The sequence below is a fragment of the Arthrobacter rhizosphaerae genome (assembly GCF_023062595.1).
GTDB lineage: Bacteria > Actinomycetota > Actinomycetes > Actinomycetales > Micrococcaceae > Arthrobacter > Arthrobacter rhizosphaerae.
The window spans coordinates 307995-326200 of record NZ_JALLAN010000004.1 but is presented as its reverse complement, the minus strand read 5'-3'; the positions used below and the strand labels follow the sequence as shown (position 1 = coordinate 326200).

Genomic DNA, 18206 nt, shown 5'->3' with positions numbered 1-18206 from the left:
AACCACCATGCAAAACGCCAGCAACCCTGCAAACAACAAGACTGTTGAAGACCTGATTTCGCGGTCCAACCGCCTCGGGGCGGACAAGCGGAACACCAACTTTGCCGGCGGCAACACCTCCGCCAAAGGTACTGAAAAGGACCCTGTCACGGGCGAAGATGTTCAGCTCCTCTGGGTCAAGGGATCGGGTGGCGATCTCGGCACCCTGAAGGTCGAAAACCTTGCCGTGCTCCGCCTGGACCGCCTCAACGCACTGAAGAATGTCTACCCCGGCGTCGAGCGCGAAGACGAGATGGTGGCCGCGTTCGACTACTGCCTCCACGGCAAGGGTGGTGCCGCTCCCTCGATCGATACGGCAATGCACGGTTTGGTGGACGCTGCACACGTGGACCACCTGCACCCCGATTCCGGGATTGCCGTTGCTACTGCAGCAGATGGTGAAGCATTGACCGCCAAGATCTTCGGCAACAAGGTTCTTTGGGTACCCTGGCGCCGTCCCGGATTCCAGCTTGGGCTGGATATCGCTGCCATCAAGGAAGCCAATCCGCAGGCCGTGGGCACCATCCTGGGCGGCCACGGAATCACCGCTTGGGGCGCCACGAGCGAGGAGGCCGAACAGAACTCGCTGTGGATCATTGACCAGGCTGAGAAGTACATTGCCGAGAACGGCCGGCAGGACCCCTTCGGCGCCAAACTGCCCGGCTACAGCCCCCTGCCGGAAGCAGAACGGAAGGCCAAGGCGGCCGCCCTCGCACCGGTGATCCGCGGACTGGCGTCCACGGATAAGCCGCAGCTGGGGCACTTCAGTGATGACGCCGTCGTGCTGGAATTTCTGGAAAGCTCGGAACATCCCAGGCTCGGAGCGCTGGGCACCTCCTGCCCGGACCACTTCCTGCGCACCAAGGTCAAACCGCTGATCCTGGATCTGCCGGCTGATGCATCCGTCGAGGAGTCCGTGTCGCGGCTCAAGGAGCTGCACTCCGGGTACCGCGAGGACTATCAGGCCTACTACGACCGCCACGCGGCCGCCGATTCACCCGCCATGCGCGGTGCTGATCCGGCCATCGTCCTGGTCCCGGGCGTGGGCATGTTCTCCTTCGGCGCCAACAAACAGACCGCCCGCGTTGCCGGGGAGTTTTACATCAACGCCATCAACGTGATGCGCGGGGCGGAAGCCATCTCCACCTACGCTCCAATCGAGGAATCCGAGAAGTTCCGGATCGAATACTGGGCCCTGGAGGAAGCCAAACTGGCCCGGATGCCCAAGCCCAAATCACATGCCACCCGCATCGCACTGGTCACGGGGGCGGCATCGGGCATCGGCAAAGCCATCGCCACGCGCCTTGCTGCCGAAGGCGCCTGCGTCGTGATCGCAGACCTTAATTTGGAAAACGCCCAGGCCGTCGCTGCCGAACTTGGCGGCTCCGACGTCGCCATCGGAGTGCAGGCGGACGTCACCGACGAGGGCCAGGTTGCCGCTGCCATCGACGCCGCGGTGCTGGCGTTCGGCGGGGTGGACCTGGTGGTCAACAACGCGGGGCTGTCCATTTCCAAGCCGCTGCTGGAAACCACAGAAAAGGACTGGGATCTTCAGCACAACGTGATGGCCAAGGGCTCCTTCCTGGTGGCCAAGGCTGCCGCGAAGGTCATGATCGAACAGGACATGGGCGGGGATATCATCTACATCTCCTCCAAGAACTCGGTCTTCGCCGGGCCCAACAACATCGCCTACTCAGCCACCAAGGCAGACCAAGCGCACCAGGTCCGGCTGCTCGCAGCAGAACTGGGCGAGTACGGCATCCGCGTCAACGGCATCAACCCCGACGGCGTGGTCCGCGGTTCCGGGATCTTCGCCGGCGGCTGGGGGGCTAAGCGCGCCGCCGTCTACGGCGTGGACGAACAGGAACTGGGCAAGTACTACGCACAGCGGACCCTCCTCAAGCGCGAAGTCCTGCCTGAGCACGTGGCTAACGCTGCCGCTGTACTCACCAGCTCCGAACTGTCCCACACCACCGGACTCCATATCCCAGTGGACGCCGGTGTGGCTGCAGCCTTCCTGCGATGAGTAACAGTTCTGTCAGGGGCATCCGATCCGACGGCGTCGGGAACACGGGCACCGGGTCCGGCGGAATTTCGCCGGGCGACGACTTGTTTGCCGCCGTCGATATCGGGGCCTCCTCCGGCCGGGTGATCCTGGGAGGCCTCAGTGGGGGCGCGTCCAGGCTGGAGGTGGTGCATCGTTTTCCGAACGGAGTGGTAGAGAGCGACGGCGGCCTGCGCTGGAACTTCGACACGCTGTTCGCCGGGGTACTCACCGGGCTGGCGGCGGCCGGCGAGGCGGCCCAGCGCCGTGGTGCTCGGATCGCAAGCATCGGGATCGACACCTGGGCTGTGGACTATGGACTGGTTGACGCCGCGGGGGAGTTGGTTGCCCAGCCCTACAGCTACCGTGATCCCCGCGGCCAGGGAGCGGTCAACAGCGTCCACAAGGTGCTGGACCAGGCCAGGCTCTACGCCACAACCGGGCTCCAGTTCCTCCCCTTCAACACCGTTTATCAACTGGCCGCTGAACCCTCGCTGACGGGATTGCAGGCTTTGCTGATCCCGGATCTGATCGCCTTCAAGCTCACGGGCCAGCGCCGTACCGAGGTCACGAATGCCTCTACCACCGGGCTGTTCGATGCGGTAGCAGGGGAGTGGGCAGGGGAGTTCCTCGCGGCGTTGCAACTGCCGCCCACGCTCTTTCCTCCGCTCATCCAGCCGGGCGAGACAGTTGGCACGCTGCAGCCGCATATCGCCGAAGCCACCGGCTTGCCCGAGGTAACGCGGGTGGTTGCGGTCGGTTCTCACGACACTGCCTCGGCCGTGGCAGCTGTCCCCGCCTCCGGGCCGGACTTCGCCTACATTTCCTCGGGCACCTGGTCGCTGGTAGGCGTTGAGCTGCGCCATCCGGTGCTTACCGAAGCCAGCCGGCAGGCTAACTTCACGAATGAACGCGGCGTGGACAACACCATCCGCTACCTCAGGAATGTGGGGGGACTCTGGCTGCTGAGCGAGTGCCAACGCACCTGGGCCAAGGAAGGCTATGAGCCCTCATTGGAGGAACTGTTGGACGCAGCAGCTGCCCTGCCTCCGGGCGGACCTTTGGTAAATGCCGACGATTCGTACTTCATCGCCCCGGATGACATGCCTGACCGCATCCGGTCCGCTGCCAGGGTCACCGGGGCAGTGCTTTCGGAAAAGCCGGCTGTGATCGTGCGCTGCATCCTGGATAGCCTCGCGGCCGGTTATGCCCGCACCATTGCCGACGCCGAGCGGCTCTCGGGAACGCCCGTGAACGTGGTGCACATTGTGGGGGGCGGGTCCCAGAACCGGCTGCTTTGCCAGCTGACTGCCGACTCCACCGGGAAACCTGTGGTTGCGGGGCCTGTTGAAGCAACTGCGTTGGGAAACGTCCTCGTCCAGGCACGCGTTGCGGGTGCCCTGGGCGGAACGCTGAGGGAGCTTCGGCAACAAGTTTTACAATCGTCCAGCGTGGAAACCTATGAGCCGGCCTTGGCGGCGCCACGCGCATAGCTAGAGATAGATTAGATGATTATCTTGGTACAGCATCCAAATCCGTAAATTTCTCCGCTCCACACCTTGGAACATCAGATCTTTTCCTCCTAGAATTGCAGTCATGCATCCCGATGACGCTTTGGTGTACGACCGACCTGCCGATAATTGGCTTGAAGCACTTCCCTTGGGAAACGGCTTCCTGGGGGCGATGGTTTTTGGTGGACCACAACACCATCGGTTCCAAATGAACCACGGGACAGCATGGTCCGGTTCGCCACATAGCCAGGAACTGGAGCCGCACTTCAGCCGTCAGGAGGCGGACGGCATCTTGGCCCGTGTGCGCGAACTGGTTGCCAATGAAAACTACCCCGCCGCGCACGAAACCTTGAAGGCACTCCAGCACCGGCATTCGCAGACTTTCCTTCCGTTCTCGGATCTGGTGCTGTCGCTCAGCCCTGTGCAAGGTGCAAAGGTCGATGGCGCCGAGGCCCCGAAGAATTATTCCCGCAGCCTGGATTTGGCGCGCGGGGTGAACAGTACCCGGTACACGATTTCAGGCCATGAAGTCAGGGTTGAAGCCTTCATCAGCAACACTCCGTCGGTGCTGGTGGTAACAGTGGACACCGAACTCCCCGGCGGGCTGGACATTTCGCTGGCAATAGATTCGCCGCTGCTTGTCACGAAGCGGACCGGGGCGGTCCGCCACAGCGCGGGAACCCATGTCCAGGCCGGCCTGGAGCTCAAACTGCCTGCCGATGTTGCACCAAGTCACGGCACCGGGGAAATCAGGTACTCGGATGATGATTCGCTCAGCTTGCAAGGGGCAGTCACCGCGCTGCTGGAGCATGACGGCGTCACCGGCACCGCTTCTGCCGGTACCGGTCCTGTTGCAACTGAAGATGGTGCGGAAGGCGTTGTAGGTGCGAAGGACCCGTGGGCAACCGGGGTGAAGCATGCCGCGATCTATGTCAGTGGCGCCACCACCTTTGATGGGATGGGCCGCCAACCCCGGGGGACTGCTGCAGAGGTGGCTGAAGCTTTGAGTGCCACTCTGGAGGCCGCCAGGACGATGGGACCGGAGTCGCTCCTTCGTCGGCACGAGGAGAACCACGGCGCCCTGTACAGGTCAACCAGTCTTCGCCTCGGGGTGGGAGACCGGCGCGCAGGAGAACCGGCCGGCACCAACACCGCCCAACGACTCGCCTTGGCGAATGCCCATGCGGAGGGACCTCTAGCTGCCGATCCGGGACTGGCAGCCTTGCTCTTCAACTATGGTCGTTATCTGCTGATCTCCAGCTCGAGGCCCGGCGGCACTCCCGCCAACCTGCAGGGAATCTGGAACGACAAGATGCTGCCACCCTGGAGCTCGAACTTCACCACCAACGTCAACCTCGAGATGAACTATTGGGGAGCGGAGGTGGCTGGCCTTGGCGAGTGCGTGGAGCCGCTCTTTGGATTGATCGACGCCTTCCAGGTGACCGGGGCCGCAACTGCGAAGGAGTACTACGGAGCCAGGGGCTGGGCCGTCCATCACAATTCAGATATCTGGGGCTACAGCAAACCCGTCGGCCACGGCATTGACTCGCCCGAATGGTCTTTCTGGCCCATGGCCGGAGCGTGGCTGGTCCGGCATCTGTGGGAGCACCTGCAGTTCGGAGCCGACCGTGATTTCGCCGTCCGACGCGCGTGGCCGGCCATCCGGGGACAGGCTGAGTTCCTGTTGGACTTGTTGATCGAGTTTCCCGACGGCTCCCTCGGGACAAGTCCCTCAACCTCCCCGGAGAACAGTTTCAAGGCGGCCAGCGACGGGTCAGGGGTACACCGGCCCGGCATGGACAGTGCAGGGACAAACCAGTCGGTAAAGGCGGCAGTGGCGGCATCCTCCTCCATGGACCTGACCCTGTGCCGGGACGTGCTCACCATGGTCGGGTCCCTGGCAGCGACGCTCGGGCTTGAGGATGATCCCGTGGTGAAGGAGGCCAGAGCGGCGTTGCCAAGGATCCCGCTTCCGGCACCCGGAGCCAACGGGAGGCTTCGGGAGTGGCTGGCGGACCCGCCCGAGTGGGAAGAGGAGCACAGGCACGTGAGCCATCTCTATCTGGCGTATCCGGGCGATGAGCCTCTGGATGCAGAGCTGGAGGCCGCTGTACGGGCAAGCCTGGACGGCCGCGGCGACGATTCAACGGGGTGGTCCCTGGCCTGGAAAATGGTGATGAGGGCGCGGCTAAGGCAGCCCGAAAAAGTCACAGCGCTGATGCGACTGTTCTTCCGCTGCATTCCGGACGGCGACGGGCAAGTCGCTTTCGGTGGCGGCCTCTATCCCAACCTGTTTGCTGCCCATCCACCGTTTCAGATCGACGGAAACCTTGGCTACATTGCCGCTGTCGCGGAGTGCCTGATCCAGAGCCACCGCGGCGAAATTGAACTCCTGCCGGCCCTGCCTGCCGAGCTCTCGGACGGTGAGGTGTCCGGCCTCCGGGCCCGTCCCGGAGTCGCGGTTTCCCTGACTTGGAGAAGCGGGAAGCTGGAAACGGCGTCTTTTGCCTTGCTGCCGGGCTCCCCATCCGGGCGGACGCTCCGGATCAGGTACGGCGGGCGGACCCAGGAAGTTGTAGTCGATGCACAAGGAGAGACAAAACTTGACCCGGCCGGCTGGGTCCACGAACCGCAGGTTGCCGCTGGACGATGAGTCCAGAAGCCGCCCCCGTTTCATCCCAACATGCGACGGGAGATGACGGGCACGATTTAGCGGAATTTTGCCCTGACGGACCGGGCCCGGTTATGGTGTGGCTATGACTAACCGTTGGTATGCGTATTTTTCGTTGGCTCTGGAGGAGCCCGCGTCTAACTGACACGCACCCAACATTCCTTCAGAGCCAACAGGGCAGAGATCATTCTCTGTCCTTCGCCATTTCTACGGCGGGTTCTGACCAGGGCCCGCTCCTATCTGGAACAGGACCCCATGAGCACCAAATCAGCCGCCGCCAATCCCCAGCATTCGACCTCGAACTTGAGGATCAGTGAGTTCACTCCACTGCCGACTCCTCAGGAGATGATCGCCGAGCTTCCGCTGGACGCCAGGGTGACGGACATCGTCGGGCGGGGCCGGGATGAAGTCCGCGCTGTCATGGACGGCCTGGACGACCGGTTGCTGGTGATCGTGGGCCCGTGTTCCATTCACGATCCGAAGGCAGGACTGGAGTACGCCCGCAGGCTTGTCAGCCAGGCAGAGAAGCACAAGGAAGACCTGCTGATCGTTATGCGCGCCTACTTCGAAAAGCCGCGGACCACAGTGGGGTGGAAGGGGCTCATCAACGATCCCCACCTTGACGGCAGCCACGACATTGCCACAGGTCTCCGGGCGGCCCGAAGCTTCCTGCAGCAAGTGACGGCATTGGGGCTGCCCACCGCTACCGAATTCCTTGAGCCCATCAGCCCGCAGTACACGGCGGACCTGGTCTCCTGGGGCGCGATCGGTGCCCGTACCACGGAAAGCCAGATCCACCGGCAGTTGGCATCCGGACTTTCCATGCCGATCGGGTTCAAAAACGGTACCGACGGCGATCTCCAGGTGGCAGTTGACGCGTGCAGCGCCGCCGGGGCGGCTCAGGCTTTCCTGGGGATTGACGACGACGGCAAAGCAGCCCTTGTAGCGACGGCCGGCAACCCGGACACCCACGTGATCCTCCGTGGCGGACGAAAAGGTCCCAATTACTCAGCAGCCGACGTCGAAGCCGCTTCTGCCAGGCTTGCAGCGAAGAATCTTAACCCCCGGCTGATCGTCGATGCCAGCCACGCGAACAGCGGGAAAAGCCACCACCGGCAGGCCGAAGTCGCCTTCGAAATTGGCGTTCAGTTGGAGGAAGGCGGGGCTTCAGCCAAGGCCATTGCCGGCGTAATGCTGGAGAGCTTCCTGGTAGGAGGCGCGCAGAACCTGGACGTGAGTGACGCCAACGCAACTTCCGGGCTCGTTTACGGCCAAAGCGTGACCGATGCCTGCATGGAGTGGGACGTGACGGTGTCGGTGCTGGCGCAGCTTGCCGCTTCTGCCCGGAAACGCAGGGTTTCCTTGGCCGAATAAGGGGTATTTGGTCGGGAGGAACGCGTAGATTTCGTCCGTACGCCTTTCACATTGGCCCCAACTGCCTCTAGAGTAACTAGCACACGGTTGTTCGATGGCTCAGCATCGCCGCACCCGCAGAATACTGGTTGCCGCAGAATGCTGAGAGCAAAGGAATATGGGAAATGTCCGCAGAGTCGAACTTCTCGAACGCGAAGTTCTTGACCGTGGCCGAAGTGGCTGAGGTCATGCGCGTCTCTAAGATGACCGTTTATCGCCTGGTTCATTCGGGTGATATGCCCGCCGTCCGATTTGGCCGCTCGTTCCGTGTGCCGGAATCCGCCGTCGAACAGTACCTGAAACGCGCTGTCGTGGAGGGCCAGTCCGAGACGGCGTGAGTCGCCGTCGTCAGTTTCCGCTCCGGATAGGCGGTAGGCTGTTAAGGAACGTTTTACGTCATTGTAAGAATCTGTCAGTTGTACAGTCTGTTGCTTAGTCCACGGACCTTTTCCATCAGACAGGTACGCATCTAGTTTGTAAGGAACTTTCGTGGGTTCAGTTATCAAGAAGCGTCGCAAGCGTATGGCCAAGAAGAAGCACCGCAAGTTGCTTCGTAAGACGCGCCACCAGCGTCGCAATAAGAAGTAGTAGTACTTCCAAAGCGTCAATGCCCGTTGCCTTTCGAGGTGGCGGGCATTTTTGCGTCCCTAGATGGTGGGGCCGCGGAACCGTGAGAAGCCTTTCCAAAGCCCGTAGATGGCACCGCCGACAGTGGCGGCCTTCAGGCCCAGGGTGGCAGCACGGCGTCCGGAGCGGAAATCGTAGACCGGCCAGTTGTTCTCCCGGGCATGGCTGCGCAGGCGGGCATCAGGGTTGATGGCCACAGGATGCCCCACCATGCTGAGCAACGGAATGTCATTGTGGGAGTCGCTGTAGGCCCAGCACCTTTTGAGATCCAGGCCTTCCTCATCGGCAATGGCCTGCACTGCTACGGCCTTGGCTGCCCCGTGGAGGATCTCGCCCACCAGCTTGCCCGTGTAGACGCCGTCCTTGATTTCTCCGACCGTGCCAAGGGCTCCAGTCAGTCCGAGGCGGGTCGAAATGACGGTGGCTACTTCGATAGGAGTCGCCGTAACCAGCCAGACCTTCCTGCCCACCCGGAGGTGCTGCTGCGCCAATGCCTTGGCTCCGGGCCAGATCCTGGAAGCGATCATTTCGTCAAAGACCTCTTCGCCCAGGACTTTCACGTCTTCAACGGTGATGCCGGCTGCAAGCAGAAGGGCTGAATCGCGGACTGCATGGACGTCGTTGAGGTTCTCGCCAAGAATCACAAACTTGAACTGTTTCCAGGCGAACCCGGCAGCCTGGGTCAACGTAAACGTCCCGCGCTGGTGCATTTTCCGTGCCACGTGGAACAGGCTGGCACCCTTCATCAGGGTGTTGTCGACGTCGAAGAAGGCCGCCTCGCCGTGTTGCTGGGTGGCAACCGGGCGGCGGACCACAGCAACGTACTTCTCCTCGGGCATGCCACGAGTCTAGTCAATGCCCGGCACCGCTGCCGCCTGTGGCGCTCTGATGCTGCACTCCGGAGAATACTTGGTGGTGATTCCTGTCACCGGCGTCGACGACGGCGGACAGCCCGGGCTACCGTGGAACCATGGCAAAACCAGACGTCCTCCTGCTCACTAAAGCCGATTGCCATCTCTGCATGGCCGCGCGCGACGCCGTCAGCCGTGTCTCCGCCGGGCTGGGACTGGAGTGGCGGGAACAGTTGGTGGACAACGACCCGGAACTCCGGGAGCGCTACGCCGAAGAGATTCCGGTGGTGTTGGTCGATGGGATTCAGCGGGACTTCTGGAAGATCGACGAAGCCCGCCTGACGAGGGTGCTCCAGCAAGCCATGGCGAAGTAGGCCTTGATCAAAGCCCTGATGACGTTGTTCCCCCTTTTGTTGACACCAGTCGTGGGGCTCTAGAGTGGACTCACAACGCGACGCAATGGAGCAGATGTGACTTCGCTCGATTCATCCCCGGAAGCAGTCCGCGGGGACTCCGGAACTGCTGCCAAGCAGATTCCGCCTGCAGCCGTGGCACGGCTCACCCTCTATTTGCGCGCCCTGACCACCATGCTGGCTGAAGGCGTGGACAGGGTCTCCTCCGAATCACTGGCCGAGGCGTCGGGTGTGAGCTCAGCGACCCTGCGCAAGGACCTCTCCCATGTGGGTTCCTATGGGACACGCGGCGTGGGCTACGAGGTTCAGTACCTGAGCAGGCATATTTCAGCGGCCCTCGGTCTCACCAAGGACTGGAAAGTGGCCATCGTAGGTGCCGGTAACCTCGGGAAAGCCTTGGCCCGTTACGGAGGATTTGAATCACGGGGCTTTGATGTCGTGGCCATTTTCGATGCCGACCAGATGATCGTGGGCAACGAGGTCGGCTGGCTGCGAGTGAGTGACGCCGCGGACATGGAAGCGGTGCTCCAGCGCACGGGAGCCAACATGGTAGTCCTGGCGCTGCCTGCCGCCGTCGCCCAAAGCGTGTGTGACAGGGTGGTGGCTGCCGGCGTCAGGAGCATTCTAAGCTTCGCCCCGGTGATGCTGCAGGTGCCGCCCGGTGTAAACCTGCGCAAGGTAGACATGGCCACGGAGCTCCAGATCCTGGCCTACCACGCACAAAGGACGCAGGCCCCGGAGGAGCTGGAGTAGGTTACTCTGCTCCACCGGGGCCTGCGCCCTCAGTGTGGATCTATATGGCCCTGTGTTCTAGCGGCCGTACGGCTGGGAATACGGACTCGCGAACGGCTGCTGTTTGTTGAAGTACGGTGCAGCGCCGGGGAGGTACAACAGCACGATTGCTGCGATGCCGGCCAGAGTACCAATGGTGGCCCAGCTCGGTGAGAAGAGGCCCAAGATGGACAAAGCCGCAAAAACCGTTCCCAGAATGCGCGCCCAGTTCTTTCCCTTACGCACATTGAAGGCCACCAAGGCGTACAGTCCGGCGGTGATCACGGCAAACACCACGAGTATTCCGATGATCATGGCCTTGAGGTCATCGAACGGGACCTCGCCTTGGCCTTGGGCCGCCAGCTGGTCTTCGAACTGCCTGCGCATGTCGGGCTCATCAAGCATTGGAATGATCAGGAGCAGGCTGAGAACTGAGATGACAGCCGAAAGGATAAGCAAGTAGAAGGAGATGTTCACCAGTTGCGGAACCGGGCTGGTGGAGCTGGGAAGCTCAGAAGGGTACTGCGAGTACGGTGACTGGCCGTACGGCGACTGCCCATAGGGAGACTGGCCCTGCTGTGGCTGGCCGAACTGGCTCTGGCCGAACTGCTGCTGCGGCTGGTTCTGGCCGTATTGCGGGACCCCGTACTGCGGCTGCTGCGGAGCGTTCTGCCCGTACTGGGGCTGCTGCGGAGCGTTCTGGCCGTACTGCGGAGCGTTTTGCCCGTATTGGGGCTGCTGCGGTGCATTCTGGCCGTACTGGGGCTGCTGCGGAGCGTTCTGGCCGTACTGGGGAGCGTTTTGCCCGTATTGGGGCTGCTGCGGTGCATTCTGGCCGCCGGACTCAGGCTCGTCCTGGTTGGCGGGAGGGACTGGGGGAGTGCTCATGTTCGATCCTTCATGTGTCGACTTCGAAAATCGGCTACCGGGATCAGTGTGATGCCCCTGCCCCCAGCATGGTCTTGCTTCCACCGTACCGCGCTTGGTGCGGCAAATGGATCATTCGCAAGAGGTATTCCTGTTGGATTTGAAAGGCCGCGGCAGGGAGTTTCCCAGCCGCGGCCTTCGATGTCTAACTAACCCGTCGGGACTCGGTTACGTCCCGTGTTGTGCGGTTTCAGCCCTTGAAATGTTCCTGGGACTGCGGCAGCCACATCATGACCGCTGCAGCAATAGTTGCTGCCGTCCCGATCAGGCTCAGACCGCCGGTGAACAAAGAGAAGGGGAGCGACAAAAGCGACAAGCCACCCAGGATCGACAGGACCAGCCGGGCCCAACGGGAACCTTCCTTGAGCCGGATGGCAAGGAAGATGTATGCGGCGGCGAAAATCAGGCTGAAGATCAGCCCGGCGCCGGCAAAGCCACCCGCGAAGCCGATCATCGTGACCAGGCTGACCACCACGCCCAGTACAGCCGCCGCAACCCAAAGCCAATAGGAAATAACCAATGGCTGGGGGACACCCTGAGTGTTGGTCACCCGTTCCTTGATGTTGTTGAAATCCAAGGCAAACACGTTGCGTGGAGGGGCGGCGTAGCCGAGGCCTGCTGGTGGTGCGTTGTTAGCCGCACCGGCGGGGGCGCCGAAGCCTGGCTGCCCGGGTGCCTGGTATCCGCCTGGTGCCTGGTAGTTGCCGGCCGGATATCCCTGGGGCGGCTGCTGGGCCTGCGGTGCCTGATAGGCGGGGGGCTGCTCGTATGGGGTGGGCGGGACGTTGCCGGCAGCCGGCTCCCCGGGCTGCTGCGGCTGAGGGGCATCACTTGGGTTGGTCATGGCTTTCACTGTAGACGGCAGTACCCCTGTTATCTAGGCAACTCTGGGCTAACTCGCCGTAAATAGCCAAGAATTTACAATCGTTGTACGAGGAGGCTGTCGAGCTGCAAACCGCCTGACTGCAGCTCTGCCCGAAGACGTGGTCCCTGATGGCCCCTTAAACTCGGCGCCCCTGTCCCAGGAAGCTGGAACAGGGGTGCAAGTCAGGAAATATTTCCCGCCGAAGCAACGTCTCGCGGAAACAGCAGAGCGGAAACAGCAGAGCGCTGTCAGCTGACCGGTGTCGGCTGATTAGGCAGCCGGGGCGATGAAGGCCAGTTCAAGGCTGATGGCAACCTTGTCGCTGACAAGGACACCGCCGGCTTCGAGGACTGCGTTCCAAGTGAGGCCGAAGTCCTTGCGGCTGATGGTGGTTTCAGCAGAGACGCCGGCGCGGGTATTGCCGAACGGGTCAACAGCTGCCCCATTGAATTCTGTCTCGAGGGCAACCGGACGGGTGACTCCCTTGATGGTGAGATCGCCTTGGAGTTCGTAGCCGTCCCCCTTGGACACAATGCCGTTGGAGACGAACGAGATCTCCGGGAACTTCTCGACGTCGAAGAAGTCCTCGCCGCGGACGTGGCCGTCGCGGTTGACGTCGCCCGAGTCGAAGCTGGCTGTCTGGATGGTGGCGTTGACCTTGGAATCTGCAACGTTCTCTGCCAGATCGAGGGTTGCGGTAGCTTCCTTGAACTGGCCACGGACCTTGCTGATGCCTGCGTGGCGTACGGTAAACCCGATTTCGCTGTGCGAGGAGTCGAGGGTCCAGGTGCCGGTGGTGAGGTTGGTGGGAAGTGACATTTTTAGTTCTCCTTGTTGTGCGAAGTTCGGGTCGAAAACCAACTGATCATTACTTGAAGCATCATCTGTTGAAGCCTCAACTAATCGCTTCACCCAGTATAAACATGCATTTGCATCTTTTATTCCGATTGGGCGGAACTTTTTTTCGAGGCCTCTAGTTCTACTTCTTGTAGAAGATTTCAGATCGCCCGTCATCTTTGAGAAACTGGTATACATGCCCCAAGCAACCGTTCATTTGCTTCGCCATGGCGAAGTCCACAATCCAGCCGGAGTCCTCTATGGACGCCTGCCCGAGTTTCATCTCTCGGAGCTTGGACGGGAGATGGCGCGCACCCTGGCGGAGCACTTCAGTGAGCGGGCTTCGCATGGGGCCAACATCGTCTACCTTGCCGCGTCACCGCTGACCCGGGCCCAGGAAACGGCGCTCCCGATTTCCGAGGCGCTCAGGCTGGACATCGCCGTCGAAGATCGCATCATCGAAGCCGAAAACTACTTTGAAGGCATGAAGGTCACTAAGGCAGAGCTCCGCAGGCCAAAGCACTGGCCGCGCCTTGTCAATCCTTTCCGCCCTTCCTGGGGTGAGCCGTACAAAGAGCAGGCCCACCGCGTGATGGCTGCAGTCCAGGATGCCAGGCTCAAGGCACTGGAACTGGGCGGAGACGGTGCAGAGGCGATTCTCGTGGCACACCAGCTCCCCATCTGGGCCACCAGGCTCAGCGCAGAAGGCAAGCCGCTCTGGCACGATCCACGAAAGCGTGAGTGCACCCTGACCTCCCTCACGTCCCTTGTTTTTGACCACGAGGGTGCACTGGTGCGCGTCGATTACACCGAGCCCGCCGCAGCACTCCTTCCGGGTGCCTCCAACACCCCTGGAGCCTGAGCATGCAAGGCCCAAACTCCAACCCCAACACCTCACGCCGCAGCGTCCTGGCAGCCGGTGGTGCGGCCTTGGCCGCTCTCACCCTTGGCCTGTCTGCTTGTGCGCAGGAAGACGCTTTGGCCAAGCAGGCCAGGGCAGGGGACAACAAGAACTATGTTGCGGGGGATGGCTCCGTTACAGAGTTCGCAGCCGAGGACCGCAAGGCAGCCGTGGTTATCAAGGGGGCCTTGTTCGATGGCTCCACCGTTGAACCCGCGGACCTCTTGGGCAAGGTCACTGTGCTCAACTTCTGGTTCGCAGCCTGCGCGCCATGCCGTGTGGAAGCGCCCCTGTTGGAAGAACTGCACCAGGAGTTCAAAGATCAGGGTGTGCAGTTCTTCGGCGTCAACCTGAGGGACGAAAAAGCGACGGCAGAGGCGTTCGATAAGACGTTCGGCCTGACCTACCCCAGCTTCAACGATAAGGATGGGGGAGTCCTCCTGGCCGTTTCAGGCCTGGTTCCGCCTGGGGCTGTTCCCACCACGCTCGTCCTGGACAAGGGTGGCAGGGTGGCTTCCCGCGTCCTCGGGGAAATCGAAAAAGGCACTTTGAAGGCCCTCATCGCCGCGGCCGCGGCTGAGTAGCGGCGGTTTCCCAGTGAACAGTCCTTTTGCCGAAGCCATCCTGAATGGATCGCTCCTGCTTGCCATCCCTGTGGCGCTGCTGGCAGGACTGGTCTCTTTTCTCTCGCCGTGCGTGCTGCCGCTGGTCCCGGGCTATCTGGGCTACGTCACAGGGCTTACCGGCGTGGACCTGCAGAAGCAGAAGCGCGGCCGGATGCTGGCGGGCATCGGCTTGTTCGTGCTGGGTTTCTCTGCCATCTTTGTCCTCTTGGGCGGCGCCTTCGGCCAACTCGGAACCCTGATCACTGGTCCGGAAAACGCCTGGATCACCCAGATTCTTGGCCTCCTGGTCATCGTGATGGGTGTGGTGTTCATGGGTGGGTTCGGCTGGCTCCAGCGGGATGCCAAGATTCATGCCAAGCCGCCGGCAGGGCTGTGGGGTGCGCCCTTACTGGGAATTACGTTCGGGCTGGGCTGGGCTCCGTGCATCGGCCCCACGTACTCGGCCGTGCAGCTCCTTAGCCTTTCCGGCGGTTCCTCTGCCGCGAAGGGGGCCTTCCTGGCTTTTGTGTACAGCCTCGGCCTGGGCATTCCGTTCCTTCTGATTGCATTGGCGGTCCGCAGGGGAATCGGTGTGATGTCCTTCTTCCGTACACACCGTCTCGCCATCCAGCGGATCGGCGGAGGAATTCTGATCGTGCTCGGCCTGCTGATGGCCACCGGCCTGTGGGGGGCCTGGGTCACCGGGTTGCAGTACTGGTTCCAAACCGATGTGAAGTTGCCAATCTGATGAGCGAGCGTGTGAAAGAACAGAAGAACTCTCCGGAGACGGCGGCCAGCCAAAAGGCACCCAAGGACACCGCCGAACCCGCGGCCAATCCTGTTGCCGCGGCCAAAGCTGAAGCTGCCCTCCCTGCTCTTGGCGTCAAAGGTACGCTTCGCTGGGCATGGACGCAGCTCACCAGCATGCGCACGGCCCTGTTCCTGCTCCTCCTCCTGGCGGTGGCTGCCGTGCCCGGTTCCCTGTTCCCGCAACGGCCGGCCAACCCTTCAATCGTTACCCAGCGCATCAAGAACGACGGGGATTTGGGCAAGGTACTGGACGCCCTCCAGCTCTTCGATGTGTACTCCTCCGCATGGTTCTCCGCCATTTACATCCTGCTGTTCATCTCGCTGATCGGCTGCGTAGTGCCACGTGCAATAGCGCACTACAAGGCCATGCGTTCCCAGCCTCCGCGGACACCGAAACGTCTTTCCCGCCTGCCCGAATACGGCACCCTGGTGATTCCGGCGGACGCCGGGATCCCGGCGTCGCGCGCTGTTGACGACGCCGCCGGCCTGCTGAAGAAACGCGGCTACCGTGTTGAGGTGAGGGACGACGACGGCGCGCAGCCGTCTTTGGGGGCCGAGCGCGGCTTCCTGAAGGAAGTCGGAAACCTCGTTTTCCATACGTCCCTGATCGGAGTGCTCGTCTCCGTGGCAGCCGGCGGACTGTTCGGTTACAGCGGGCAGCGCATCTTGGTGGAAGGCGATACCTTCGTCAACACCCTCGTGGGATACGACCAGTTCACGCCGGGCACCAACTTCCAGAGCAGCCAGCTCCAGCCCTACTCCATGCGGCTGGACAAGTTCCGGGCCACCTTCGACTTGGAATCGCAAGGCAAGATCGGCCAGCCAATCGACTTCAAGGCCGACGTCACCACCAAGGAATCACCGGACGCCCCGGAACAGCAGGAAGTTCTCAAGGTTAACGATCCTGTAAGCCTGGGCGGCACCAGTGTCTATCTCACCGGTAACGGCTACGCGCCTTTGGTCACCATCCGCGACGGGCAGGGAAACGTGGCGTTCCAGGGTCCGGTGGTGGGACGGTTGCAGGGAGATAATTACTACTCCTCAGTGGTAATCAAGGTCCCCGACGCCAAACCTGACCAGTTGGGCTTCGTCGGGTTCTTCCTTCCCACTGAGGCCGTCACGCAGGACGGCATTTCCTTCAGTGAGTATCCCGACCTCCTCAATCCAACGCTGACACTAAGCTCCTTTTTCGGTGACCTTGGATTGGACAACGGAGATCCACAGAACGTCTTCGAACTCGACGTCAAGGAATTGAAGCCGCTCAACGCCCGGAACCTTGACGCCGGCGGCATCACCCTCAAGCCCGGAACCAGCCAAACGTTGCCGGACGGCAAGGGATCCATTACTTTCGACGGTGTGAAGCGCTACATCGGCGTCGACATCCATCACAATCCGGGGCAGCTCTACGCTCTGATCTTTGCGCTGCTGGCCGTGGCAGGGCTGGTCACTTCCCTCTACGTGAACCGGCGGAGGGTCTGGGTCCGTACCGGCACCCACGAGGATGGCCGCACCATGGTGGAGTACGGACTCCTGGCTCGAGGTGAGGACCACCGGCTGGCCGGCGAAGCCCAGGCCATCCGTCAGTTGCTGGTGGAGGAGTGGGGCCTGGAATCCCAGGACGCCAAGGCCTCCCAGGATTCCCAGAGTGTTCCCAGCGGGCAGGCGGACAATGGTGGGGCCAAACGTGCCGACGGTGCAGAGGCCACCGAAGCAGCAGAAGCCACCGCAGCCACAAAAGCCCCCGCAGCAGACGTCAATCAGTCAACAGCAGGCTCGACAGAGCATAAGAAGGACCAGTAATGCTTCCCATCAACGAAACCATGGGCTTCTACAGCGAGCTCTTTATGCTCCTGGCAGGCTGCACTTACACGGTTGCCTTCATAGCCTTCGCCTGGGATCTGGCGAAGAGCAGCAAGGCCCTCCGCGCGGTGGACCTCAAGGCAGCGGCAGCAGCCGAAGCCCTGGAGGCTGCTTCATCCCCTGCCGCAGCGAAAATTCCTGTAACAGCGGGCTCTGTGCGGGAGGCAAGTACCGACCGTACCGACTCCGATGTCAGCGGGCCTGTTGGGCGGGCCGAGCGGCCGTCGTCAGCAGTTTCCGCGGCAGGTGCGGGATCAGGGCTTGGACAGACCGCTGACGCCGGAATGCACTATGGGGCCGAGCGCCGGGTTCCTGCCCGTGTGGCGGTGGCGCTGACGGTCCTCGGAGCTTCGATCCATGCTGTCGGAGTGCTCACCCGCGGCTTCGGGGCCGGGCGGGTTCCTTGGGGAAACATGTACGAGTTCCTCACCACCGGCGCTTTTGTGGCCATAGCGGTCTTCCTGGTGGTGCTGATCCGCCGCGACCTGCGGTTCCTGGGCACGTTTGTGGTCGGACTTGTGATCATCATGCTGGTTGCCGCCGGCACTGCCTACATGACCCCCGTGGGCCACCTCGTCCCAGCCCTCCAAAGCTACTGGCTGATCATCCACGTCTCCATCGCCGTACTGTCCTCCGCGCTTTTCACGTTGACCTTCGCCATGTCCGCACTGCAACTGGTGCAGGCCCATCGGCAAAAAACCATTGCTTCCGGGGGAGCGGACAAACTTGGCTTTATGCGCCTGGTGCCGTCGGCGCTGAGCCTCGAAAACCTTTCCTACCGGATCAATGCGATTGCGTTTGTGGGCTGGACCTTCACGTTGATGTTTGGCGCTATCTGGGCCGAAAAGGCGTGGGGCCGTTTCTGGGGTTGGGACACCAAGGAAGTCTGGACGTTTGTGATCTGGGTTGTCTACGCGGGATACCTGCACGCCCGGGCCACGAGGGGCTGGACCGGAACGCGGGCTGCATGGCTGTCGATCGTCGGCTACCTGTGCGTGGTCTTCAACTTCACCATCGTGAACCAGTTCTTCAACGGCCTTCACTCGTACTCAGGGCTTTAG

At 61.9% G+C, this 18206-nt stretch carries 17 protein-coding genes; 13 read left to right on the top strand and 4 right to left on the bottom strand.

All coding sequences use genetic code 11. From position 1 onward, the window contains the following. Positions 1-7: 7 nt before the first annotated feature. The 6 genes from MU551_RS08105 (at position 8) to MU551_RS08080 (ending at position 8266) form a co-directional block, all read left to right on the top strand. Positions 8-2065 carry a bifunctional aldolase/short-chain dehydrogenase gene (locus MU551_RS08105; protein WP_247042393.1) on the top strand — a complete coding sequence of 686 codons (2058 nt, stop codon included), beginning with the start codon at positions 8-10 and terminating at the stop codon, positions 2063-2065. Beyond that, positions 2062-3576, top strand: a complete 1515-nt coding sequence (locus MU551_RS08100) for a rhamnulokinase (RefSeq protein ID WP_247042325.1) — start codon at positions 2062-2064, stop codon at positions 3574-3576. Before MU551_RS08105 ends, MU551_RS08100 begins: the two co-directional genes overlap by 4 nt. Positions 3577-3679: 103 nt before the next feature. Beyond that, positions 3680-6247: a glycoside hydrolase family 95 protein gene (locus tag MU551_RS08095; RefSeq protein WP_247042324.1), complete on the top strand. Its 2568-nt coding sequence runs from the start codon at positions 3680-3682 to the stop codon at positions 6245-6247. A gap of 273 nt (positions 6248-6520) precedes the next feature. After that, positions 6521-7639: a 3-deoxy-7-phosphoheptulonate synthase gene (locus tag MU551_RS08090; protein WP_247042323.1), complete on the top strand. Its 1119-nt coding sequence runs from the start codon at positions 6521-6523 to the stop codon at positions 7637-7639. Between the two features lie 164 nt (positions 7640-7803). Further along, positions 7804-8016, top strand: coding sequence for a helix-turn-helix domain-containing protein (locus MU551_RS08085; protein WP_247042322.1), 213 nt, complete (start codon positions 7804-7806; stop codon positions 8014-8016). Between the two features lie 151 nt (positions 8017-8167). Continuing rightward, complete coding sequence (locus MU551_RS08080; protein ID WP_003792170.1) at positions 8168-8266, top strand: 30S ribosomal protein bS22; 99 nt, start codon at positions 8168-8170, stop codon at positions 8264-8266. A 59-nt stretch (positions 8267-8325) separates the two neighbouring features. On the opposite strand, the gene MU551_RS08075 is transcribed toward MU551_RS08080, so the two are convergent. Then, the gene (locus MU551_RS08075) at positions 8326-9144 is read right to left on the bottom strand and encodes an HAD family hydrolase (RefSeq protein ID WP_247042321.1); all 819 of its coding nucleotides are present in this window, start codon (positions 9142-9144) and stop codon (positions 8326-8328) included. Between the two features lie 131 nt (positions 9145-9275). Between MU551_RS08075 and MU551_RS08070 the strand changes: the two genes are divergently transcribed. After that, entirely contained in the window at positions 9276-9530 is a 255-nt protein-coding gene (locus MU551_RS08070) for a glutaredoxin family protein (RefSeq protein ID WP_247042318.1), read from the top strand. 96 nt (positions 9531-9626) lie between these two features. Beyond that, positions 9627-10322 (top strand): redox-sensing transcriptional repressor Rex, encoded by a 696-nt coding sequence (locus MU551_RS08065; RefSeq protein WP_247042317.1) that lies wholly within the window; start codon positions 9627-9629, stop codon positions 10320-10322. 57 nt (positions 10323-10379) lie between these two features. Here the strand turns inward: MU551_RS08065 and MU551_RS08060 are convergent, their stop codons facing one another. The 3 genes from MU551_RS08060 to MU551_RS08050 form a co-directional block, all read right to left on the bottom strand. Next, positions 10380-11228 carry a hypothetical protein gene (locus MU551_RS08060; protein WP_247042315.1) on the bottom strand — a complete coding sequence of 283 codons (849 nt, stop codon included), beginning with the start codon at positions 11226-11228 and terminating at the stop codon, positions 10380-10382. 229 nt (positions 11229-11457) lie between these two features. Next, positions 11458-12111 (bottom strand): hypothetical protein, encoded by a 654-nt coding sequence (locus MU551_RS08055; protein ID WP_247042313.1) that lies wholly within the window; start codon positions 12109-12111, stop codon positions 11458-11460. 291 nt (positions 12112-12402) lie between these two features. Further along, entirely contained in the window at positions 12403-12951 is a 549-nt protein-coding gene (locus tag MU551_RS08050) for a YceI family protein (protein ID WP_247042311.1), read from the bottom strand. Positions 12952-13165: 214 nt separating this feature from the next. Between MU551_RS08050 and MU551_RS08045 the strand changes: the two genes are divergently transcribed. From MU551_RS08045 to ccsB, 5 genes are read left to right on the top strand one after another with little or no spacing between them, the layout of a single operon-like run. Next, positions 13166-13831, top strand: a complete 666-nt coding sequence (locus tag MU551_RS08045; protein ID WP_247042309.1) for a histidine phosphatase family protein — start codon at positions 13166-13168, stop codon at positions 13829-13831. Between the two features lie 2 nt (positions 13832-13833). Beyond that, complete coding sequence (locus MU551_RS08040; protein ID WP_247042308.1) at positions 13834-14454, top strand: TlpA family protein disulfide reductase; 621 nt, start codon at positions 13834-13836, stop codon at positions 14452-14454. Positions 14455-14467: 13 nt separating this feature from the next. Then, positions 14468-15223, top strand: a complete 756-nt coding sequence (locus tag MU551_RS08035; protein ID WP_247042306.1) for a cytochrome c biogenesis CcdA family protein — start codon at positions 14468-14470, stop codon at positions 15221-15223. Further along, complete coding sequence (gene resB, locus MU551_RS08030) at positions 15223-17085, top strand: cytochrome c biogenesis protein ResB (protein WP_247042303.1); 1863 nt, start codon at positions 15223-15225, stop codon at positions 17083-17085. The genes MU551_RS08035 and resB overlap by 1 nt, the downstream gene beginning before the upstream one ends. Continuing rightward, positions 17085-18206, top strand: a complete 1122-nt coding sequence (gene ccsB, locus MU551_RS08025) for a c-type cytochrome biogenesis protein CcsB (RefSeq protein ID WP_247042301.1) — start codon at positions 17085-17087, stop codon at positions 18204-18206. Before resB ends, ccsB begins: the two co-directional genes overlap by 1 nt.